Below are 16,177 nucleotides of genomic sequence, written 5' to 3' on the forward strand. Positions count from 1 at the left end.
CAGATGCCCGCAGATGGGCTACGCTGCGCGCCCTACTGCTCAGCACAGATTCTGCATCGATGGATAAACAGCGCCTCCAGCAACAGATCATCCAACTGCTCGAAAACGATCTGGCGGCCGCCATTCGCGCGGCACAAACCGCGCATGAGGCGGCAACCCACGAAGAGAACATCGCCGAAAACAAGTACGACACCCTCGGCCTGGAGGCTTCCTACCTGGCGGCAGGGCAAGCGCGGCGCGTCGAAGAAATCCGCCAGGCACTGCAGGCCTGGCGCACCGTGCAACTGCGCGCATTCGACGAGCAGGCCGGTATCCAGCTCGGTGCCCTGGTCGAACTGAGCAGCGACAACGGCAAACGCCAATGCCTGCTGCTCGGCCCGGATGGCGCCGGCCTCAAGGTTCAGGGAGACGGCGGTGAGATCATGCTGATAACGCCCCGCGCGCCATTGGGCCAACAACTGCTCGGCCAGGGCATCGGTGACGAGGTGGGCAGCGGAGCACTGCGCTGGACCATCGACCAGGTTCACTGAGCAGATAAAAAGTCTTCCCGCTCAACGGGTTGTGCACAAAGGCCGGGGATGCTTCTGTGGATAACCCGAGGATGACTGGCCAGAGCCCACGGAAGGCGTGGCCCAGGCCGAGCTGATCACTTTTCATACAGGCCAAGAGGGTCTGAATAACTATCTGCGTCCTGGTGCGCCCCCTGCGCACTGGCGTAGGACATTAGCAGCACGAGCTAAGCGGCAGAGAGCTCGCGCCAGGTCAGGTAGAGGCGCAGATCGAACTCGAGCTGGTGGTAGCCCGGCAGCATGTGTTCACACAACTTGTAGAAGGCCTTGTTGTGCTCGGCCTCCTTCAGATGCGCCAGTTCATGCACCACGATCATGTTGAGGAACTCCGGTGCCGCATCCTTGAACAGCGCCGCCACGCGGATTTCCTTCTTCGCCTTGAGCTTGCCGCCCTGCACCCGTGAGATCGCCGTGTGCAGGCCGAGGGCACGATGGGTCAGGTCGAGGCGGTTGTCGTAGAGCACCTTGTCGATGGCCGGTGCGCTGCGCAGGTATTCCTGCTTGAGACCGATCGTATAACCGTACAGCGCCTTGTCGCTCTGGACCTGATGGCGGGCCGGATAACGCGTGGCCAGGTAATCGCCGAGGCGATTGTCCGCGATCATCTGCATCACCTGCTGCTGCAGATGCGGCGGATAGGACTGGAGGTATTTGAGAGCAGTGGCCATGGGTGCTACGACGCGGATCGGGCCATCAGTCTACCGCCATGCACACCGCTCGACACCCCACGCACGGCGCCGCCTGACCACCTGCCCTTTTCGCGCCCATGAAAAAGCCCCGCATGGCGGGGCTTCATTCACAACCTATGGCTTAGTTGACCTTGGCGGCCAGCTCGCCTTTGGCGTAGCGCAGGTACATGCCTTCCAGGGAGATCGGTTTGATCTTGGAGGCATTGCCGGCGGTGCCGAAGGCTTCGTAACGGGCGATGCACACGTCGCGCATGGCAGTCACGGTCTGAGCGAAGAACTTGCGTGGGTCGAACTCGCTCGGGTGCTGCGCCATGAAACGGCGGATGGCACCGGTGGAGGCCAGACGCAGGTCGGTGTCGATGTTGACCTTGCGTACGCCGTACTTGATGCCTTCGACGATTTCCTCGACCGGCACGCCGTAGGTTTCCTTGATGTCGCCACCGTACTCGTTGATGATCGCCAGCCAGTCCTGCGGCACCGAGGACGAGCCATGCATCACCAGGTGCGTGTTGGGGATGCGCTTGTGGATTTCCTTGATGCGGTCGATGGCGAGGATGTCACCGGTCGGCGGCTTGGTGAACTTGTACGCGCCGTGGCTGGTGCCGATAGCGATAGCCAGGGCGTCGACCTGGGTACGCTTGACGAAGTCGGCCGCCTCTTCCGGGTCGGTCAGCATCTGGCTGTGGTCGAGGATGCCCTCGGCACCAACGCCATCCTCTTCACCGGCCTGGCCGGTTTCCAGGCTGCCCAGGCAACCCAGCTCACCTTCCACCGAAACGCCGCAGGCGTGGGCGAAGGCCACGGTCTGCTGGGTCACGCGGACGTTGTAGTCGTAGTCGGACGGGGTCTTGCCGTCTTCCTTCAGCGAGCCGTCCATCATCACCGAGCTGAAACCCAGCTGGATCGAGCGTTGGCAGACGTCAGGGCTGGTGCCGTGATCCTGGTGCATGCACACCGGGATGTGCGGGAATTCTTCGATGGCGGCCAGGATCAGGTGGCGCAGGAACGGCGCGCCAGCGTACTTGCGAGCACCCGCGGAAGCCTGGACGATGACCGGCGAATCGGTCTTGTCGGCGGCTTCCATGATGGCGCGCATCTGCTCGAGGTTGTTGACGTTGAAGGCCGGCACGCCGTAGCCGAATTCGGCGGCGTGGTCGAGCATCTGGCGCATGCTGATGAGTGCCATGGTTTCCTGTCTCCCGGTTTGGGGGTCGTTAATCGTGCAAGCCTGCCGCAGGGGCAGGCTCTGTTCAAGTGTTGCGGGGTGGTTCGCCCCATTTCTCCCATACCGCCTGGCGGCACGGGCTCAATCCATAACGTTACTGCGCCTTGCAGCCGCGACCGATCAGGTCATCGTCGGCTACCCGGTATATCAATCCTTCTTCGCCCTTGGTGTGAAAGGCCAGCAGTTGGTCGCTGTACAGCGCGCCAGAGCCGGAAGGCTCCAACCTGAGGCGGTGGACGATATCGTCTCCACCAAGGCGCACGTCGACAGCCTCACGGCTGTCATCGACGAATCGCCACAGCACTTCGGCCTGGCTGTCACAGACCCAGCGTGTCCAGGCCTCGCCGTTCGCCGCCGGGCGCGCAGTACACCCACCCAGCGCGATCAACGCAGCCAGAAGCAGCAGCGTCCCTGTCCGATACGTCATATCCGTTCCCTCGCCACCCATTCAGACGGTTATCACCCTTCAACGCTCATGGGCAGTCCTGCTGCTCCGGGGCGCTGGAGATGGTTGGATCGCCGCTGCTCTGGGCCTCGACGCGCTGATCATCCTGCGTGGTCGGCAGGATGATCTCCGACGGGCTGAACACCTCGCAGGTACTCGGCCGTGAACCATCTGCCGCGCAACCGGCCAAGCCGGCACACAGCACCATCATCACTATCGTTACGTTACGCATCTCGCCACTCCTTTTCTCCGGGGTCCTGTGCAAGTGACCATGGGGAGCGGCGATTGGTTTAGCAGGCTTGACGCTCTTCACGACCTGGCGACCTAGCGATAAGCGCTGGCGCAGCAGATCGTGAGCAGGTTTTTACTTGGCCCGCTGCTCCAGTACCTCCACCGCCGGCAACACCTTGCCCTCGACGAACTCGAGGAACGCCCCGCCACCGGTGGAAATATAGGAGATGCGCTCACTCACGCCGTATTTGTCGATCGCCGCCAGGGTGTCGCCACCGCCGGCAATCGAGAACGCCGAGCTTTGCGCGATGGCCTCGGCGAGCACCTTGGTGCCGTTACCGAACTGGTCGAACTCGAATACCCCGACCGGGCCGTTCCACAGGATGGTCTTCGATGCCTTGAGCATCTCGGCGAATTGCACGGCAGTCTGCGGGCCGATATCGAGGATCATGTCGTCGTCGGCAACATCGGCGATCAGCTTGATGGTGGCCTCGGCGCCTTCAGCGAACTCCTTGGCCACCACCACGTCGATCGGCAGCGGTACGCTGACCTTGGCCGCGATGGCACGCGCGGTATCGAGCAGATCGGCTTCGTGCAGCGACTTGCCGACCTTGTAGCCCGCCGCGGCAAGGAAGGTATTGGCGATGCCGCCGCCGACGATGAGCTGGTCGCAGAGCTGGCTCAGGCTGTTCAGCACGTCGAGCTTGGTCGATACCTTGGAGCCGGCGACGATGGCCAGCATCGGTCGTTGCGGCTCGCCCAGGGCCTTGCCCAGGGCATCCAGCTCGGCCGCCAGCAGCGGACCGGCCGCCGCCACCTTGGCGAACTTGGCGACTCCGTGTGTCGAACCCTCGGCGCGGTGGGCAGTGCCGAAGGCGTCCATGATGAACACGTCGCACAGGGCCGCGTACTGCTTGGCCAACTCGTCGGTGTTCTTTTTCTCGCCCTTGTTGAAGCGCACGTTCTCGAACAGCACCAGCTCGCCGTTCTTGACGTCGATGCCGTTCAGGTAATCAGCCACCAGCGGCACCTCGCGACCGAGCGCCTTGCTCAGGTAGTCGGCCACCGGCTTGAGGCTGTTCTCTTCGCTGAACTCGCCTTCGGTCGGGCGGCCCAGGTGCGAGCAGACCATGACCGCGGCGCCTTTCTCCAGGGCCAGCTTGATGGTCGGCAAGGCGGCGATGATGCGCGCATCGCTTTTCACCACGCCGTCCTTCACCGGGACATTGAGGTCCTCGCGAATCAGCACGCGTTTACCTTTGAGGTCGAGGTCGGTCATCTTCAAAACGGTCATGGGAGCAGTCCTTAAGGGGCTGAATCAGGTGGAAGCAGTGGAAACGTCGAGGAAATGGCCGGCCACATCGAGCATGCGGTTGGCAAATCCCCACTCGTTGTCGAACCAGGCCAGCAGATTGACCAGACGCGGGCCGGAAACCCGGGTCTGACTGCCGTCGACGATGGCCGAATGGGCATCGTGGTTGAAGTCGCAGCTGGCGTGCGGCAGCTCGGTATAGGCCACCAGGCCTTTGAGCGGGCCACTCTGCGTGGCTTCGCGCAACACGCAGTTGATCGCCTCGGCCGAGGTGTCACGGGTGGTCTGCAGGGTAATGTCGAGGCACGACACATTCACCGTCGGCACTCGTATGGCTTTGGCCTGAATGCGCCCGGCAAGTTCCGGCAACAGCCGTTCGATGCCACGCGCCAGACCAGTGGACACCGGAATCACCGACTGGAAGGCCGAACGGGTACGCCGCAGATCCTCGTGGTGATAGGCATCGATCACCGGCTGGTCATTCATCGCCGAATGGATGGTGGTGATCGAGGCGTACTCAAGCCCCACCGCCTCGTTCAGCAACTTGAGCAGCGGCACCCCGCAGTTGGTGGTACAGGACGCGTTGGAGACCAGCCGCTCGGCGCCGCTAAGGCGATCCTGGTTGACGCCGAAGACAATGGTCGCGTCGACATCCGCCTCGCTGGCCATCGGCTGCGAGAGCAGCACGCGTGGTGCGCCGGCCCGCAGGAAACGCTCGGCCTGGGCCCGGTTGGTGTACTGCCCGGAGCATTCGAGCAACAGGTCGATGCCCAGGCCGGCCCAGTCGATGGCTTCCGGCGTGCTTTCGCGCAGCACCTTCACACAGTTGCCATTGATGTGCAGGCAATCGCCATCGACGCGCACCTCGCCCGGAAAACGGCCGTGGGTCGAGTCGAAACGGGTCAGGTATTCGATGCTGGCCTGGTCGGCCAGATCATTCAACGCGACGATCTCAAGCCCCGCGCCCGCGCCACGCTCATGCAGCGCGCGCAGCACACAACGACCGATACGGCCGTATCCGTTGAGGGCGACTTTGTAGCGAGGCTTGGACATGGGAGGTCTCGGATGAACCGTAGGCTGGATCGGGGCGCGTAGCCCCGGCCCACCCTGCGGTGTCGTTCTTGCTTAGGCTTCCAGCAGTTCGGCGGCGGTTCCCAGGATGTTGTCGAGGGTGAAGCCGAACGCTTCGAACAGCGCGCCAGCCGGAGCCGATTCGCCGTAGGTGGTCATGCCGATCACACGGCCTTCGAGGCCGACGTACTTGTACCAGAAGTCGGCATGGGCAGCCTCGATGGCGATGCGCGCGCTGACCTGCAGCGGCAACACGGCCTGGCGATAGCCGGCATCCTGCTGGTCGAACACGCTGGTCGACGGCATCGATACCACACGCACCTTGTGCCCCTGGGCACTCAGCTTGTCGTAGGCCTGCACGGCCAGGCCGACTTCAGAACCGGTGGCGATGAGGATCAGTTCCGCCTCGCCGTCGCAGTCCTTGAGCACATAGGCGCCACGTTCAATATCACTAAGCTGCTGGGCATCACGCACCTGGTGCTGCAGGTTCTGGCGGCTGAAGATCAGCGCCGACGGGCCATCCTTGCGCTCGATGGCGTACTTCCAGGCCACGGCGGACTCCACGGCATCGGCCGGGCGCCAGGTGTCCAGGTTCGGCGTGCTGCGCAGGCTGGTCAGTTGCTCGACCGGCTGGTGGGTCGGGCCGTCCTCGCCCAGGCCGATGGAATCGTGGGTGTAGACGAACAGCACACGCTGCTTCATCAGGGCGGCCATGCGCACGGCGTTGCGAGCGTATTCCATGAACATCAGGAAGGTCGCGCCGTAGGGGATCAGGCCACCGTGCAGGGCGATGCCGTTCATGATCGCGCTCATGCCGAACTCGCGCACACCGTAGAACAGGTAGTTGCCGGAAGCGCCCTCGGCGGACACGCCCTTGCAGCCTTTCCACAGGGTCAGGTTGGAGCCGGCCAGGTCGGCCGAACCACCGAGCAGCTCCGGCAGCAGCGGACCGAAGGCGTTCAGGCTGTTCTGGCTGGCCTTGCGGCTGGCGATGGTCTCGCCCTTCTCGGCGACGTCGCGGATGAACGCCGAGGCCTTCTCGGCGAAATCGGCCGGCAGCTCGCCCGCCATGCGCCGTACCAGCTCATTGGCCAGTTCCGGGTAGGCGGCGGAGTAAGCGGCGAAGCGCTGGTTCCACTCGGCCTCGGCAGCGGTACCGGTGTCCTTGGCGCTCCACTCGGCGTATATGTCAGCCGGGATATCGAACGGCGCGTGGCTCCAGCCCAGGGCTTCGCGGGTCAGGGCGATCTCGGCGTCACCCAGCGCGGCGCCGTGGGACTCTTCCTTGCCCTGCTTGTTCGGCGAACCGAAACCGATGATGGTCTTGCAGCAGATCAGCGTCGGACGGTCGCTGGATTTGCGTGCGGTATCGATGGCGGTCTTGATTTCGTCGGCGTCGTGGCCGTCGACATTGCGGATCACCTGCCAGCCGTAGGCTTCGAAGCGCGCCGGGGTGTCATCGGTGAACCAGCCGTGCACTTCGCCGTCGATGGAAATGCCGTTGTCGTCGTAGAAAGCGATCAGCTTGCCCAGGCCCAGGGTGCCGGCCAGCGAGCAGACTTCATGGCTGATGCCTTCCATCATGCAGCCGTCGCCGAGGAACACGTAGGTGTTGTGGTCGACGATGTTGTGGCCATCACGGTTGAACTGTGCGGCCAGCACCTTCTCCGCCACGGCGAAGCCCACGGCGTTGGCGATACCCTGGCCGAGCGGGCCCGTGGTGGTCTCCACGCCGGCGGTGTAGCCAAACTCCGGGTGGCCCGGGGTCTTGCTGTGCAGCTGGCGGAAGTTCTTCAGGTCATCGATGGACAGGTCGTAGCCGGTCAGGTGCAGCAGCGAATAGATCAGCATCGAGCCGTGGCCGTTGGACAGCACGAAGCGATCACGGTCGGCCCAGTTCGGGTTGCTCGGGTTGTGCTTGAGGTAGTCGCGCCAGAGCACTTCGGCGATATCCGCCATGCCCATCGGGGCACCGGGGTGGCCGCTGTTGGCTTTTTGCACGGCATCCATGCTGAGGGCACGAATGGCATTGGCACGCTCACGACGGCTGGGCATCGCTGATCTCCTGCGGGTCTGAAAAGACGCTGAACGAAAAAAGGCGGCCATTTTCGCCCAGCGAGCAGGCATGAGCAATCAGAGATGGTCGAGGGGCGTCGGCAAATTCGTTTCAAGCGCCTGAATACATCAGCCAAACGGCGCTGCAAGCCGCTTGCAGCGCCGTCATTTCATGCAGGTGATCAGCGCTGGAAAACGCCCTGCGCCGGACTCATCGGCGTGCACAGGCAGGGTGCCCGGAACAACTCGCCACGCCAGATGCCGGCCACTGTGCGGCGCATCACCAGCAGCCAGACGGTCGCCAACTGCAGCGCCAGCACAGCGCCGACGACGGCGAACAGAGTCAACTCGGTCTGCCGATACAGCTCGAACGTCGCCAAAGTGAACACTCCCAGCGGAAAGGTGAATCCCCACCAGCCCAGGTTGAAGGTCATCCGGTCGCGGATATAACGCCGGGTGAACAGGCTGGCGATCACCAACCACCAGAGCCCCGCCCCCCACAGAACCAGCCCGCCGATCAACCCCAACGCCGGTGCTAGGTCGGCGATTACCCGCAGCGCAGAGCCGGCGAATGCCTGCGGCGCGTCATGGCCAAGCGTCAACAGGCCCAGGCAACCGGTCGCCAATGGCCCGAGCGGCAACCAGCTGGTGGCGGCAAAATCGGTGTCCGGCAGTTTGTGCAGGGCCAGGCGCAGCAGCACCAGAGTGATCAGGGAGAAGGCCAGGGTCATGGACAACCCCCACAGCAGGTACCCGACCGTCAGTATCAATTGCGCGGCCTCCGGCGCCAGGTGCGGCGCCAGCACGCCTGCACTGCTCGCAGCCACTTCCGGGGCGACGATGGGCAACAGCCAGACGGCAGTGAGTTTTTCCAGCGCGTGGCTCTGCCGGGTGAACATCAGGTAAGGCACCAGCAGGGCCGCGCCCAGCGCCAGCAGCACATCCAGCCACCACAACCCATAGGCAAGGGCATAGGCGGATTCGCCCCAACGCGCGCCACCGAACAGCACCAGGCCATTGATCAGCGTCGCCAGCCCCATGGGGATGGCACCGAGGAACATCGACTGGACCGGATGCAGCAACATCGGCCCCAGCGTGTCCCGGTGCAGCACCAGGCGTGCGACGAACAGGATGCTGAAGACCAGAAACAGCAGGCCGTTGAACAGCCACAGGACCTCGCCCAGCTCATGCTTGAACGGCAGCGCCCAGGGCAATCCGGCTACGACCAGCGCCAGCACGCCGGTGCCCATGGTCACGGCGAACCAGCCGGGAATGAAATGACGAATCAGGTCACGGGGGGCATCGAGATAACGCAGGGGGCGGGCCATAGAGAAAACTCCTGTCGAATGGCTCCGTTGGCGGAACCGTGGTTACAAGAGTAGGGAGGGCCGTGCTATATAAAAAATACATATTCAGTATTTTTGGCATGCCTTTTCTCTATGAATCTTCATCACCTCAAGGTTTTTCTCGCCGTGGCCGATGCCGGCAGCATCAGTGCCGGTGCCGAGCAATTGCATATCAGCCAGCCCGCCGTCACCCGTGAGATCCGCGAGCTGGAGGCGCGCCTCGACCTGATCCTGTTCGATCGTCTGCCCCGCGGCGTGGCGCTGACCGAGGCCGGGCAACGCCTGCATCACTACGCCGAACGCATCTTCGCACTCGAGCACGCTGCCGAGCGTGAAATGCGCGGCTTCGCCGGGCTCGCCGAGGGCGAACTGCGCCTGGCCGCCAGCGCCACCCTGGGCACCTATCTGCTGCCTGCGCTGATCAGCCGCTTCCGCGCCCTGCACCCCGGCATTCATATCGACCTGCAGGTCAGCAACACCCGGCTGGTCACCGAGCTGCTTGACGACGAACGCGCCAGTCTTGGCTTCGTCGAAGGGCCCTTCCCCCGCGATGCCTATGCCAGCCACCTGCTGGAACGCGACCGCCTGCTGCCGGTGAGCGGCCCCCAGCATCCACTGGCCCGGCGCAGCGACCTGCATGCGGCCGATCTCAGCGGACAAGACCTGTACCTGCGCGAACAAGGCTCCGGCACGCGCGCGGCCATCGAACAGGCCTACCACGACCATGGCCTGGACCTGTGCCCACGGTTGTCCGTCGCCAGCAGCGAAGCGCTGAAGCACTTGGTGCAGGATGGCCAGGGCATCGCCTGGCTGTCCCAGCGTGCGGTAGGCAGCGAACTGAGCAACGGGTCACTGGTGCAACTGCAGCTGGACGATCTGCAGATCGAACGGGAACTGCATGTGCTCTGGCACACCGGACGCAGCCTGAGCCCTGCCCCGACTGCCTTTCTTGCCCTGGCCCAGGAACGGCACTGACCACACAGGCCAATATCAAAACTTATTGATATTGGCGTTGCGACGCACAAAGCCGAGGGCTAGACTGCCGCCCTTATGAATATGCGTGCGCCCAGACTCCACGTCGAACCCACCGATGAGCTGGCGGCCCTGTGCAAGGCCGGCGGTGACCCGCTGCGCCTGAACGTCCTGCGCGCGCTGGCCAATGACTCGTTCGGCGTGCTGGAACTGGCACAGATCTTCGCCACCGGCCAGTCCGGCATCAGCCATCACCTCAAGGTGCTGGCCCAGGCGGGCCTGGTCGCCACCCGCCGGGAAGGCAATGCCATCTTCTATCGCCGCGCACTGCCCCAGACCGAATTGCTGGGCGGTGCGCTACATGCCGCACTGCTGCAGGAAGTCGATGCCCTGGCCCTGCCGGAGGCCGTGAGCAGCCGCATTGCCGCCGTGCACGAGCAGCGCGCCACGGCCAGCCGCGACTTTTTCGCCCGGATCGCCGATACCTTCCAGGCCCAGCAGGACCTGATCGCCGGCCTGCCGCAGTACCGCGACAGCGTGCTGGCCCTGCTCGATGCGTTGGGCTTCACCACGGATGCCACAGCCCTGGAAGTCGGCCCCGGCGACGGCGGGTTCCTGCCGGAGCTGGCGCAGCGCTTCAACCAGGTGCGCGCTTTGGACAACAGCCCGGCCATGCTCGAACTGGCCCGCCTGCGCTGTGCGCAAGACGGCCTGGGCAATGTCGAACTGCAACTGGCCGATGCGCTGAATGATCACATCGAGGCTGCCGACTGTGTGGTGGTGAATATGGTCCTGCACCATTTCGCCGCCCCGGCCGACGCCCTTGAACGTCTGGCCCGCCTGGTCAACACCGGTGGCAGCCTGTTGATCACCGAGTTATGCAGCCACAACCAGAGCTGGGCCAGGGAGGCCTGCGGCGATCTCTGGCTGGGCTTTGAACAGGAAGACCTGGCCCGCTGGGCCGATGCCGCGGGGCTCACGCCCGGCGAGAGCCTCTATGTGGGCCTCAAGAACGGCTTTCAGATTCAGGTACGGCACTTCGCCAAGCCGGATGCGAAGCAAACCCGCCTAACCAGGTATGAATAGGAATAGGATTTTTAAATGAGCGAATACTCCCTGTTTACCTCCGAGTCCGTATCTGAAGGCCATCCGGACAAGATTGCCGACCAGATTTCCGATGCCGTCCTCGACGCCATCATCACCCAGGACAAACACGCCCGCGTGGCCGTGGAAACCCTGGTCAAGACCGGGGTCGCCATCATCGCCGGCGAAGTCACCACCACTGCCTGGGTCGACCTGGAACAGATCGTCCGCGACGTGATCTGCGGCATCGGCTACACCAGTTCCGACGTCGGCTTCGACGGCGCCACCTGCGGCGTGATGAACATCATTGGCAAGCAGTCCCCCGACATCAACCAGGGGGTCGACCGCGCCAAGCCGGAAGACCAGGGCGCCGGCGACCAGGGCCTGATGTTCGGCTACGCCAGCAACGAGACCGATGTGCTGATGCCGGCCCCGATCCGTTTCTCCCATGCCCTCGTCGAACGCCAGGCCGAAGCGCGCAAGACCGGTCTGCTGACCTGGCTGCGCCCGGATGCCAAGAGCCAGGTCACCTGTCAGTACGAGAACGGCAAGGTGGTCGGTATCGACGCCGTGGTGCTGTCCACCCAGCACAACCCGGAAGTCTCGCTGTCCGACCTGCGTGAAGGCGTGATGGAGCTGATCATCAAGCACGCGCTGCCGGCCGAACTGCTGCACAAGAACACCCAGTTCCACATCAACCCGACCGGCAACTTCGTGATCGGCGGCCCGGTGGGCGACTGCGGCCTGACCGGACGCAAGATCATCGTCGACTCCTACGGTGGCATGGCCCGTCACGGTGGTGGCGCGTTCTCCGGCAAGGACCCATCCAAGGTCGACCGTTCGGCTGCTTACGCAGGTCGTTACGTGGCGAAGAACATCGTTGCCGCCGGCCTGGCCGAGCGTTGCGAGATCCAGGTGTCCTACGCCATCGGCGTAGCCCAGCCGACGTCGATCTCGATCAACACCTTCGGTACCAACAAGGTCAGCGACGACACCATCATCAAGCTGGTGCGCGAGGTGTTCGACCTGCGTCCGTACGCCATCACCAAGATGCTCGACCTGCTGCACCCGATGTACCAGGCCACTGCGGCCTACGGTCACTTCGGTCGCACGCCGCAGCAGAAGACCGTCGGTGACGACACCTTCACCACCTTCACCTGGGAAAAGACCGACAAGGCCGCCGACCTGCGCGCCGCTGCCGGCCTGTAATTACCCCGGTACAAAAAAGCCCCGCACAAGCGGGGCTTTTTCATTGCCGTACAGGACACCCCTATTGGGCTTTGAGCTTGAGGTAGGACGCATGCATATCGCGCGCCCAGCCATCCAGCACCGCCTTGAAGTCCTCAGCCGTCATCATCTGCGAATCGTTTTCCAGGGTCATGCCCGTGCCCTTGCGTACCACCTGTGCCAATACCTGATTGGTGCCGCCGTCGATAAAGGCCGCTTCTGTGGCAATCACCGTTTCCTCATCGCGCGTACCAGCCGCCGCGCCGACGGCAGCCACGACCAGTGCAACCGGAATCACCTCATAGGCACGCAAACCCTCCTTGGCGCTGGATACAGCCGTGATCGCCGGGCGCACCACGATCACGCCCGGGCCGGGTGAACGGGCCAGCGGCATGGTCCTGGCGACTTCGCGCTGCAGGGCACCATCGTAATAGCGGGTGATGTCATCCAGGGTCTTCTGCGAGATGCGCGCCGTCGGCTGTGGTTTCGGGTAGAACTGACTGCGCTCGATGTAAACACTGTGATAGCGGGAGATATCCAGAGCCGGGTCGATCCAGCGCATCACCGGGGCGCCGGACGGTGACTGCTGCGGCGTCAGCCGGCTGTAGTCACCGAGAAAACCGGAATAGTCCCGGCTATCGACCTTGTTTCCGGCACAGCCGGAGAGGCCGAGCAACACGATCACCCCAAGCATGGGTAGGTATTTCATCATGATGACCCTCGAAGTTTGCCTGTCCTTCCACGGAGGAAGGCGCTACGGATGAGCACGAAGCAAATCTTGCAAGGTCCCCTGGCCTGACGCCGGGTCAGGGGAGAGGAAGAAGGTCACACAGAAACTGCAGATACCGTGACAAGGATCAGCTTCGCTTCTTGGTATAGAGCACGGCGCAGGAATCCGCCAAGACCGCTCCATTCGAAGCCCGCTCATCGCCTGCATGGCGTCGACATCGAGACCTCCGTCGCACTATGCGCATGCCACAATGCACCCGGCCGAGCACTGACTAGACTGCCCAGATCATTCGCCCGAGCAAGGATGCTCCTCGATGAAACGCCGGATTGCGTTAGTGCTGTTCGTCTGCCTGAACCAAACCACCCTGGCCTGCCCTGAATGGTCCACCGGGCAAGCTCAACAGGAACTGCATCACCTCGCCGCGCAACTGGCGCAATGGGACGACGCCTACCATCGCCAGGGCCGCTCGCCGATCAGCGACGAGCTTTATGACCAGGCCCGTGCACGCCAGCAAACGTGGGCCACCTGTTTCCCGGAACAGGCGCCTCCTGCGACTCAACCGCTGGTCACCACTACCCGGCACCTCAGCCATCCCCTGCACCATCCGGTGTCGCAAACCGGCCTGGACAAACTGCCGGACGAACACGCCGTTGCCGCCTGGCTGGCGACACGCGAGAACGTCTGGGTACAGCCCAAGGTCGACGGCGTAGCGGTCACCCTGGTCTATCGCCGGGGCCGGCTGAGCCAGGCCATCAGCCGCGGCGACGGTCGCAGCGGCGAGGACTGGACCCGCAACGCCCAACGCATCCCCGCGATTCCTGACCAATTATCCAGCCAACGTGACCTGATCCTGCAGGGCGAACTCTACTGGAGCCTTACCGATCATGTGCAGGCCACACAGGGCGGAGCCGGCGCCCGCAGCAAGGTCGCCGGCCTGCTAGCCCGACGCACGCTGACTGACCAGGATGCAGCCGCCATCGGCCTGTTCGTCTGGGACTGGCCCGATGGCCCAGCCACGCTGAGCGAGCGCCTGGCAGGCCTGCACGCGCTGGGATTCACTGAGCCTCTCGCATTCAGTCAACCGGTCACCACGCTGGCCGAGGTACGCCACTGGCGCGAGCACTGGTACCGCACGGGCCTGCCCTTCGCCACCGATGGTGTGGTGCTGCGCCAAAGCACCAGGCCGCCTGCCAACCGCTGGCGAGCCGAGCCGCCCCGCTGGGCGGTAGCCTGGAAATACCCGCTGGCGCAGGCGCTGGCAGAGGTACGCGCGGTCCGTTTCAACATTGGCCGTAGCGGGCGCATCACGCCCGTGCTGGAACTGCAGCCACTGCGCCTGGACGACCGCACGGTGTCACGCGTGAGTGTCGGCTCGCTGAAACGCTGGCAGGCACTCGACATCCGCCCAGGCGACCAGGTCGCGGTGACGCTGGCCGGACTGACCATCCCGCGTCTGGACAGCGTGGTCTGGCAAGCCGCACAACGCGAGCCGGTCATCCCGCCGGACAGCGCGCGCTACCACGCCTTGAGCTGCTGGCAGCCGACGCCCGGCTGCGAGGGGCAGTTCCAGGCACGCCTGGCCTGGCTCAGCAGCAAGCAGGGATTGGCATTGAGCGGCGTCGGCCCCGGCACCTGGGAACGCCTGCAACAGGCCGGCAAGCTGCAGCATCTGCTCGGCTGGCTGGACCTGGATCAGGCCGAGCTGGTCAGCCTGCCCGGCCTGGGCGAACGCAGCGCCGCAGACCTGCTGCAGCGTTTCGATAGCGCGCGCCAACGTCCCTTCTCACGCTGGCTGAAGGCGCTGGGCATGCCGCCCAGCGCAGGCGCCCGACTGCCGGGACACTGGGACGATCTGGCCCGCCGTAGCAGCGCCGACTGGCAGCAAGAGCCTGGCATCGGCGCAGGCCGCGCTCGGCAACTGGTCGAATTCTTTCGTCATCCCGAGGTATTGGCCCTGCGCGAACACCTGCGCACTGCTGGCGTCGCCGGTTTCGGCAATCCGCCTGACAGCGCGGTGGCCATTGCCGATCAGTAGGCGCGGAACGCCTTGTGACAGGTCTCGCAGCCGTCCTCGACGCGCTGCACCAGCGGCGCCAATGCAGCGGGATCCAGGGGAGGCGCAGCGCTGGCCGCAGCCAGTGCACCAGTGGCGGACTCCAACTCGCGCGCCAGTTGCTGGAAGCGCTCGTGCTGCTGCCACACCTCCGGCTTGGCGCTCTCGCTGTCCGAGAGCTGCGGGAAGTGCTGCCAGGGCTGGCGAGACAATTCGTCGAGCTGCCTGGCACCCTCACTGAAACGCGGGCCATCGAACACAATGCGTCCGCGCAGCATGCCTCCCAGGTCTTCGCTGGTTTTCAACATCTGCTTGAACAGCGTCTGACGCTTGCCTTGCGGCGAGTTCGGATCGACACCGCCACAGGCACTCAGGCTCAGGGCGACAAACAGGACAATCACGGCTTTGCAGGTCATGGCATACATCGCGGTTGGTTCACGGCGCCGGCCAGTATCCGCACATGACCGGCAAATACCAAGCCGAGCGGCAGTTTGTCGCAGTGCGCATCAGTCCTTGAACTGGTCGCGGATGTAGCTGATTTCGGTCTTGCCGTGCGGCACCGGCTGGCCATCCTCACCCACGTTGACGAACACCAGGCGGTCGATGGTCAGGATGCTTTTACGGGTGATCTTGTTGCGCACTTCGCAACGCAGGGTCAGCGAGGTACGACCGAACTCGCTGGCAGTAATGCCCAGCTCGATGATGTCGCCCTGGCGCGCCGAACTGACGAAGTTGATCTCGGAAATCAGCTTGGTCACCACTTTCTGGCTGCCGAGCTGGATGATCGCGTAGATCGCCGCCTCCTCGTCGATCCACTTCAGCAGGCTACCGCCGAACAGCGTGCCGTTGGGGTTGAGGTCTTCTGGTTTCACCCATTTGCGTGTGTGGAAATTCATACCCACTCCTTTTCGCGTGTCGGTTCGGCGGCCATCATCGCAGGCCAACCCCGAGGTGTCGTGACAAGCCTTTCAATCGGCATGATAGACGCGCACGGAAACCCTTGGGCTGGCCCGCTGGCCCGGCTATAATCGCCGGGTTTCACGCACCTGGCACTGCCACGGTGCGCCCGCCACCCGTTCGAGGGGCGCTGCAGCAGGGTCATCCAGCGATGACGACCTGTCAGGCTCGAACGGGGCGTTAACCATACGCATCAACGGCGCCCATTCGCA

16 protein-coding genes and 1 riboswitch are annotated in these 16,177 nt (G+C 64.0%); of the genes, 5 read left to right on the plus strand and 11 right to left on the minus strand.

Features of this window, described 5'->3' with window-relative positions:
* The first annotated feature begins 59 nt into the window (after positions 1 to 59).
* Positions 60 to 530 carry a GreA/GreB family elongation factor gene (locus ACWPW0_RS20930; RefSeq protein ID WP_454256436.1) on the plus strand — a complete coding sequence of 157 codons (471 nt, stop codon included), beginning with the start codon at positions 60 to 62 and terminating at the stop codon, positions 528 to 530.
* Between the two features lie 206 nt (positions 531 to 736).
* On the opposite strand, the gene ACWPW0_RS20935 is transcribed toward ACWPW0_RS20930, so the two are convergent.
* The 8 genes from ACWPW0_RS20935 to ACWPW0_RS20970 all read right to left on the minus strand — a co-directional run bounded on the left by ACWPW0_RS20935 (position 737) and on the right by ACWPW0_RS20970 (position 8,925).
* A complete protein-coding gene (locus ACWPW0_RS20935; protein ID WP_447594727.1) occupies positions 737 to 1,237 on the minus strand; it encodes a YgjP-like metallopeptidase domain-containing protein in 501 nt (166 codons plus the stop codon).
* A gap of 142 nt (positions 1,238 to 1,379) precedes the next feature.
* Positions 1,380 to 2,444 (minus strand): class II fructose-bisphosphate aldolase, encoded by a 1,065-nt coding sequence (fba, locus tag ACWPW0_RS20940; RefSeq protein WP_447594729.1) that lies wholly within the window; start codon positions 2,442 to 2,444, stop codon positions 1,380 to 1,382.
* Positions 2,445 to 2,577: 133 nt separating this feature from the next.
* On the minus strand, positions 2,578 to 2,910 hold the full coding sequence (locus ACWPW0_RS20945; protein ID WP_454256437.1) for an MliC family protein: 333 nt from the start codon (positions 2,908 to 2,910) through the stop codon (positions 2,578 to 2,580).
* A 46-nt stretch (positions 2,911 to 2,956) separates the two neighbouring features.
* Positions 2,957 to 3,160 carry a hypothetical protein gene (locus ACWPW0_RS20950; protein ID WP_454256438.1) on the minus strand — a complete coding sequence of 68 codons (204 nt, stop codon included), beginning with the start codon at positions 3,158 to 3,160 and terminating at the stop codon, positions 2,957 to 2,959.
* Positions 3,161 to 3,292: 132 nt separating this feature from the next.
* Positions 3,293 to 4,453 (minus strand): phosphoglycerate kinase, encoded by a 1,161-nt coding sequence (locus ACWPW0_RS20955; protein WP_454256439.1) that lies wholly within the window; start codon positions 4,451 to 4,453, stop codon positions 3,293 to 3,295.
* A 24-nt stretch (positions 4,454 to 4,477) separates the two neighbouring features.
* On the minus strand, positions 4,478 to 5,524 hold the full coding sequence (epd, locus tag ACWPW0_RS20960; protein ID WP_454256440.1) for an erythrose-4-phosphate dehydrogenase: 1,047 nt from the start codon (positions 5,522 to 5,524) through the stop codon (positions 4,478 to 4,480).
* A gap of 72 nt (positions 5,525 to 5,596) precedes the next feature.
* Positions 5,597 to 7,597, minus strand: coding sequence for a transketolase (tkt, locus tag ACWPW0_RS20965; protein ID WP_454256441.1), 2,001 nt, complete (start codon positions 7,595 to 7,597; stop codon positions 5,597 to 5,599).
* A 182-nt stretch (positions 7,598 to 7,779) separates the two neighbouring features.
* The gene (locus ACWPW0_RS20970) at positions 7,780 to 8,925 is read right to left on the minus strand and encodes a TDT family transporter (RefSeq protein WP_447594739.1); all 1,146 of its coding nucleotides are present in this window, start codon (positions 8,923 to 8,925) and stop codon (positions 7,780 to 7,782) included.
* A 111-nt stretch (positions 8,926 to 9,036) separates the two neighbouring features.
* Between ACWPW0_RS20970 and ACWPW0_RS20975 the strand changes: the two genes are divergently transcribed.
* From ACWPW0_RS20975 to metK, 3 genes are all read left to right on the plus strand, one after another.
* On the plus strand, positions 9,037 to 9,918 hold the full coding sequence (locus tag ACWPW0_RS20975) for a LysR family transcriptional regulator (protein ID WP_454256442.1): 882 nt from the start codon (positions 9,037 to 9,039) through the stop codon (positions 9,916 to 9,918).
* 75 nt (positions 9,919 to 9,993) lie between these two features.
* Positions 9,994 to 11,001, plus strand: a complete 1,008-nt coding sequence (locus tag ACWPW0_RS20980; protein WP_454256443.1) for an ArsR/SmtB family transcription factor — start codon at positions 9,994 to 9,996, stop codon at positions 10,999 to 11,001.
* Between the two features lie 15 nt (positions 11,002 to 11,016).
* Positions 11,017 to 12,207 (plus strand): methionine adenosyltransferase, encoded by a 1,191-nt coding sequence (gene metK, locus ACWPW0_RS20985; RefSeq protein WP_447594745.1) that lies wholly within the window; start codon positions 11,017 to 11,019, stop codon positions 12,205 to 12,207.
* Positions 12,208 to 12,268: 61 nt separating this feature from the next.
* On the opposite strand, the gene ACWPW0_RS20990 is transcribed toward metK, so the two are convergent.
* Positions 12,269 to 12,934 carry a DUF3313 domain-containing protein gene (locus tag ACWPW0_RS20990; RefSeq protein ID WP_447595742.1) on the minus strand — a complete coding sequence of 222 codons (666 nt, stop codon included), beginning with the start codon at positions 12,932 to 12,934 and terminating at the stop codon, positions 12,269 to 12,271.
* Between the two features lie 334 nt (positions 12,935 to 13,268).
* On the opposite strand from ACWPW0_RS20990, the gene ligB reads away from it, so the two are divergent.
* Positions 13,269 to 14,990, plus strand: coding sequence for an NAD-dependent DNA ligase LigB (gene ligB / locus ACWPW0_RS20995; RefSeq protein ID WP_454256444.1), 1,722 nt, complete (start codon positions 13,269 to 13,271; stop codon positions 14,988 to 14,990).
* Here the strand turns inward: ligB and ACWPW0_RS21000 are convergent.
* Positions 14,984 to 15,424: a c-type cytochrome gene (locus ACWPW0_RS21000; protein WP_454256445.1), complete on the minus strand. Its 441-nt coding sequence runs from the start codon at positions 15,422 to 15,424 to the stop codon at positions 14,984 to 14,986. The two genes, ligB and ACWPW0_RS21000, sit on opposite strands and share 7 nt — an antisense overlap.
* A 90-nt stretch (positions 15,425 to 15,514) precedes the next feature.
* Entirely contained in the window at positions 15,515 to 15,904 is a 390-nt protein-coding gene (locus ACWPW0_RS21005; RefSeq protein ID WP_447594750.1) for an acyl-CoA thioesterase, read from the minus strand.
* Between the two features lie 177 nt (positions 15,905 to 16,081).
* A riboswitch (S-adenosyl-L-homocysteine riboswitch) is annotated at positions 16,082 to 16,177 on the plus strand.

This window comes from Pseudomonas sp. Marseille-Q8238, assembly GCF_965111915.1.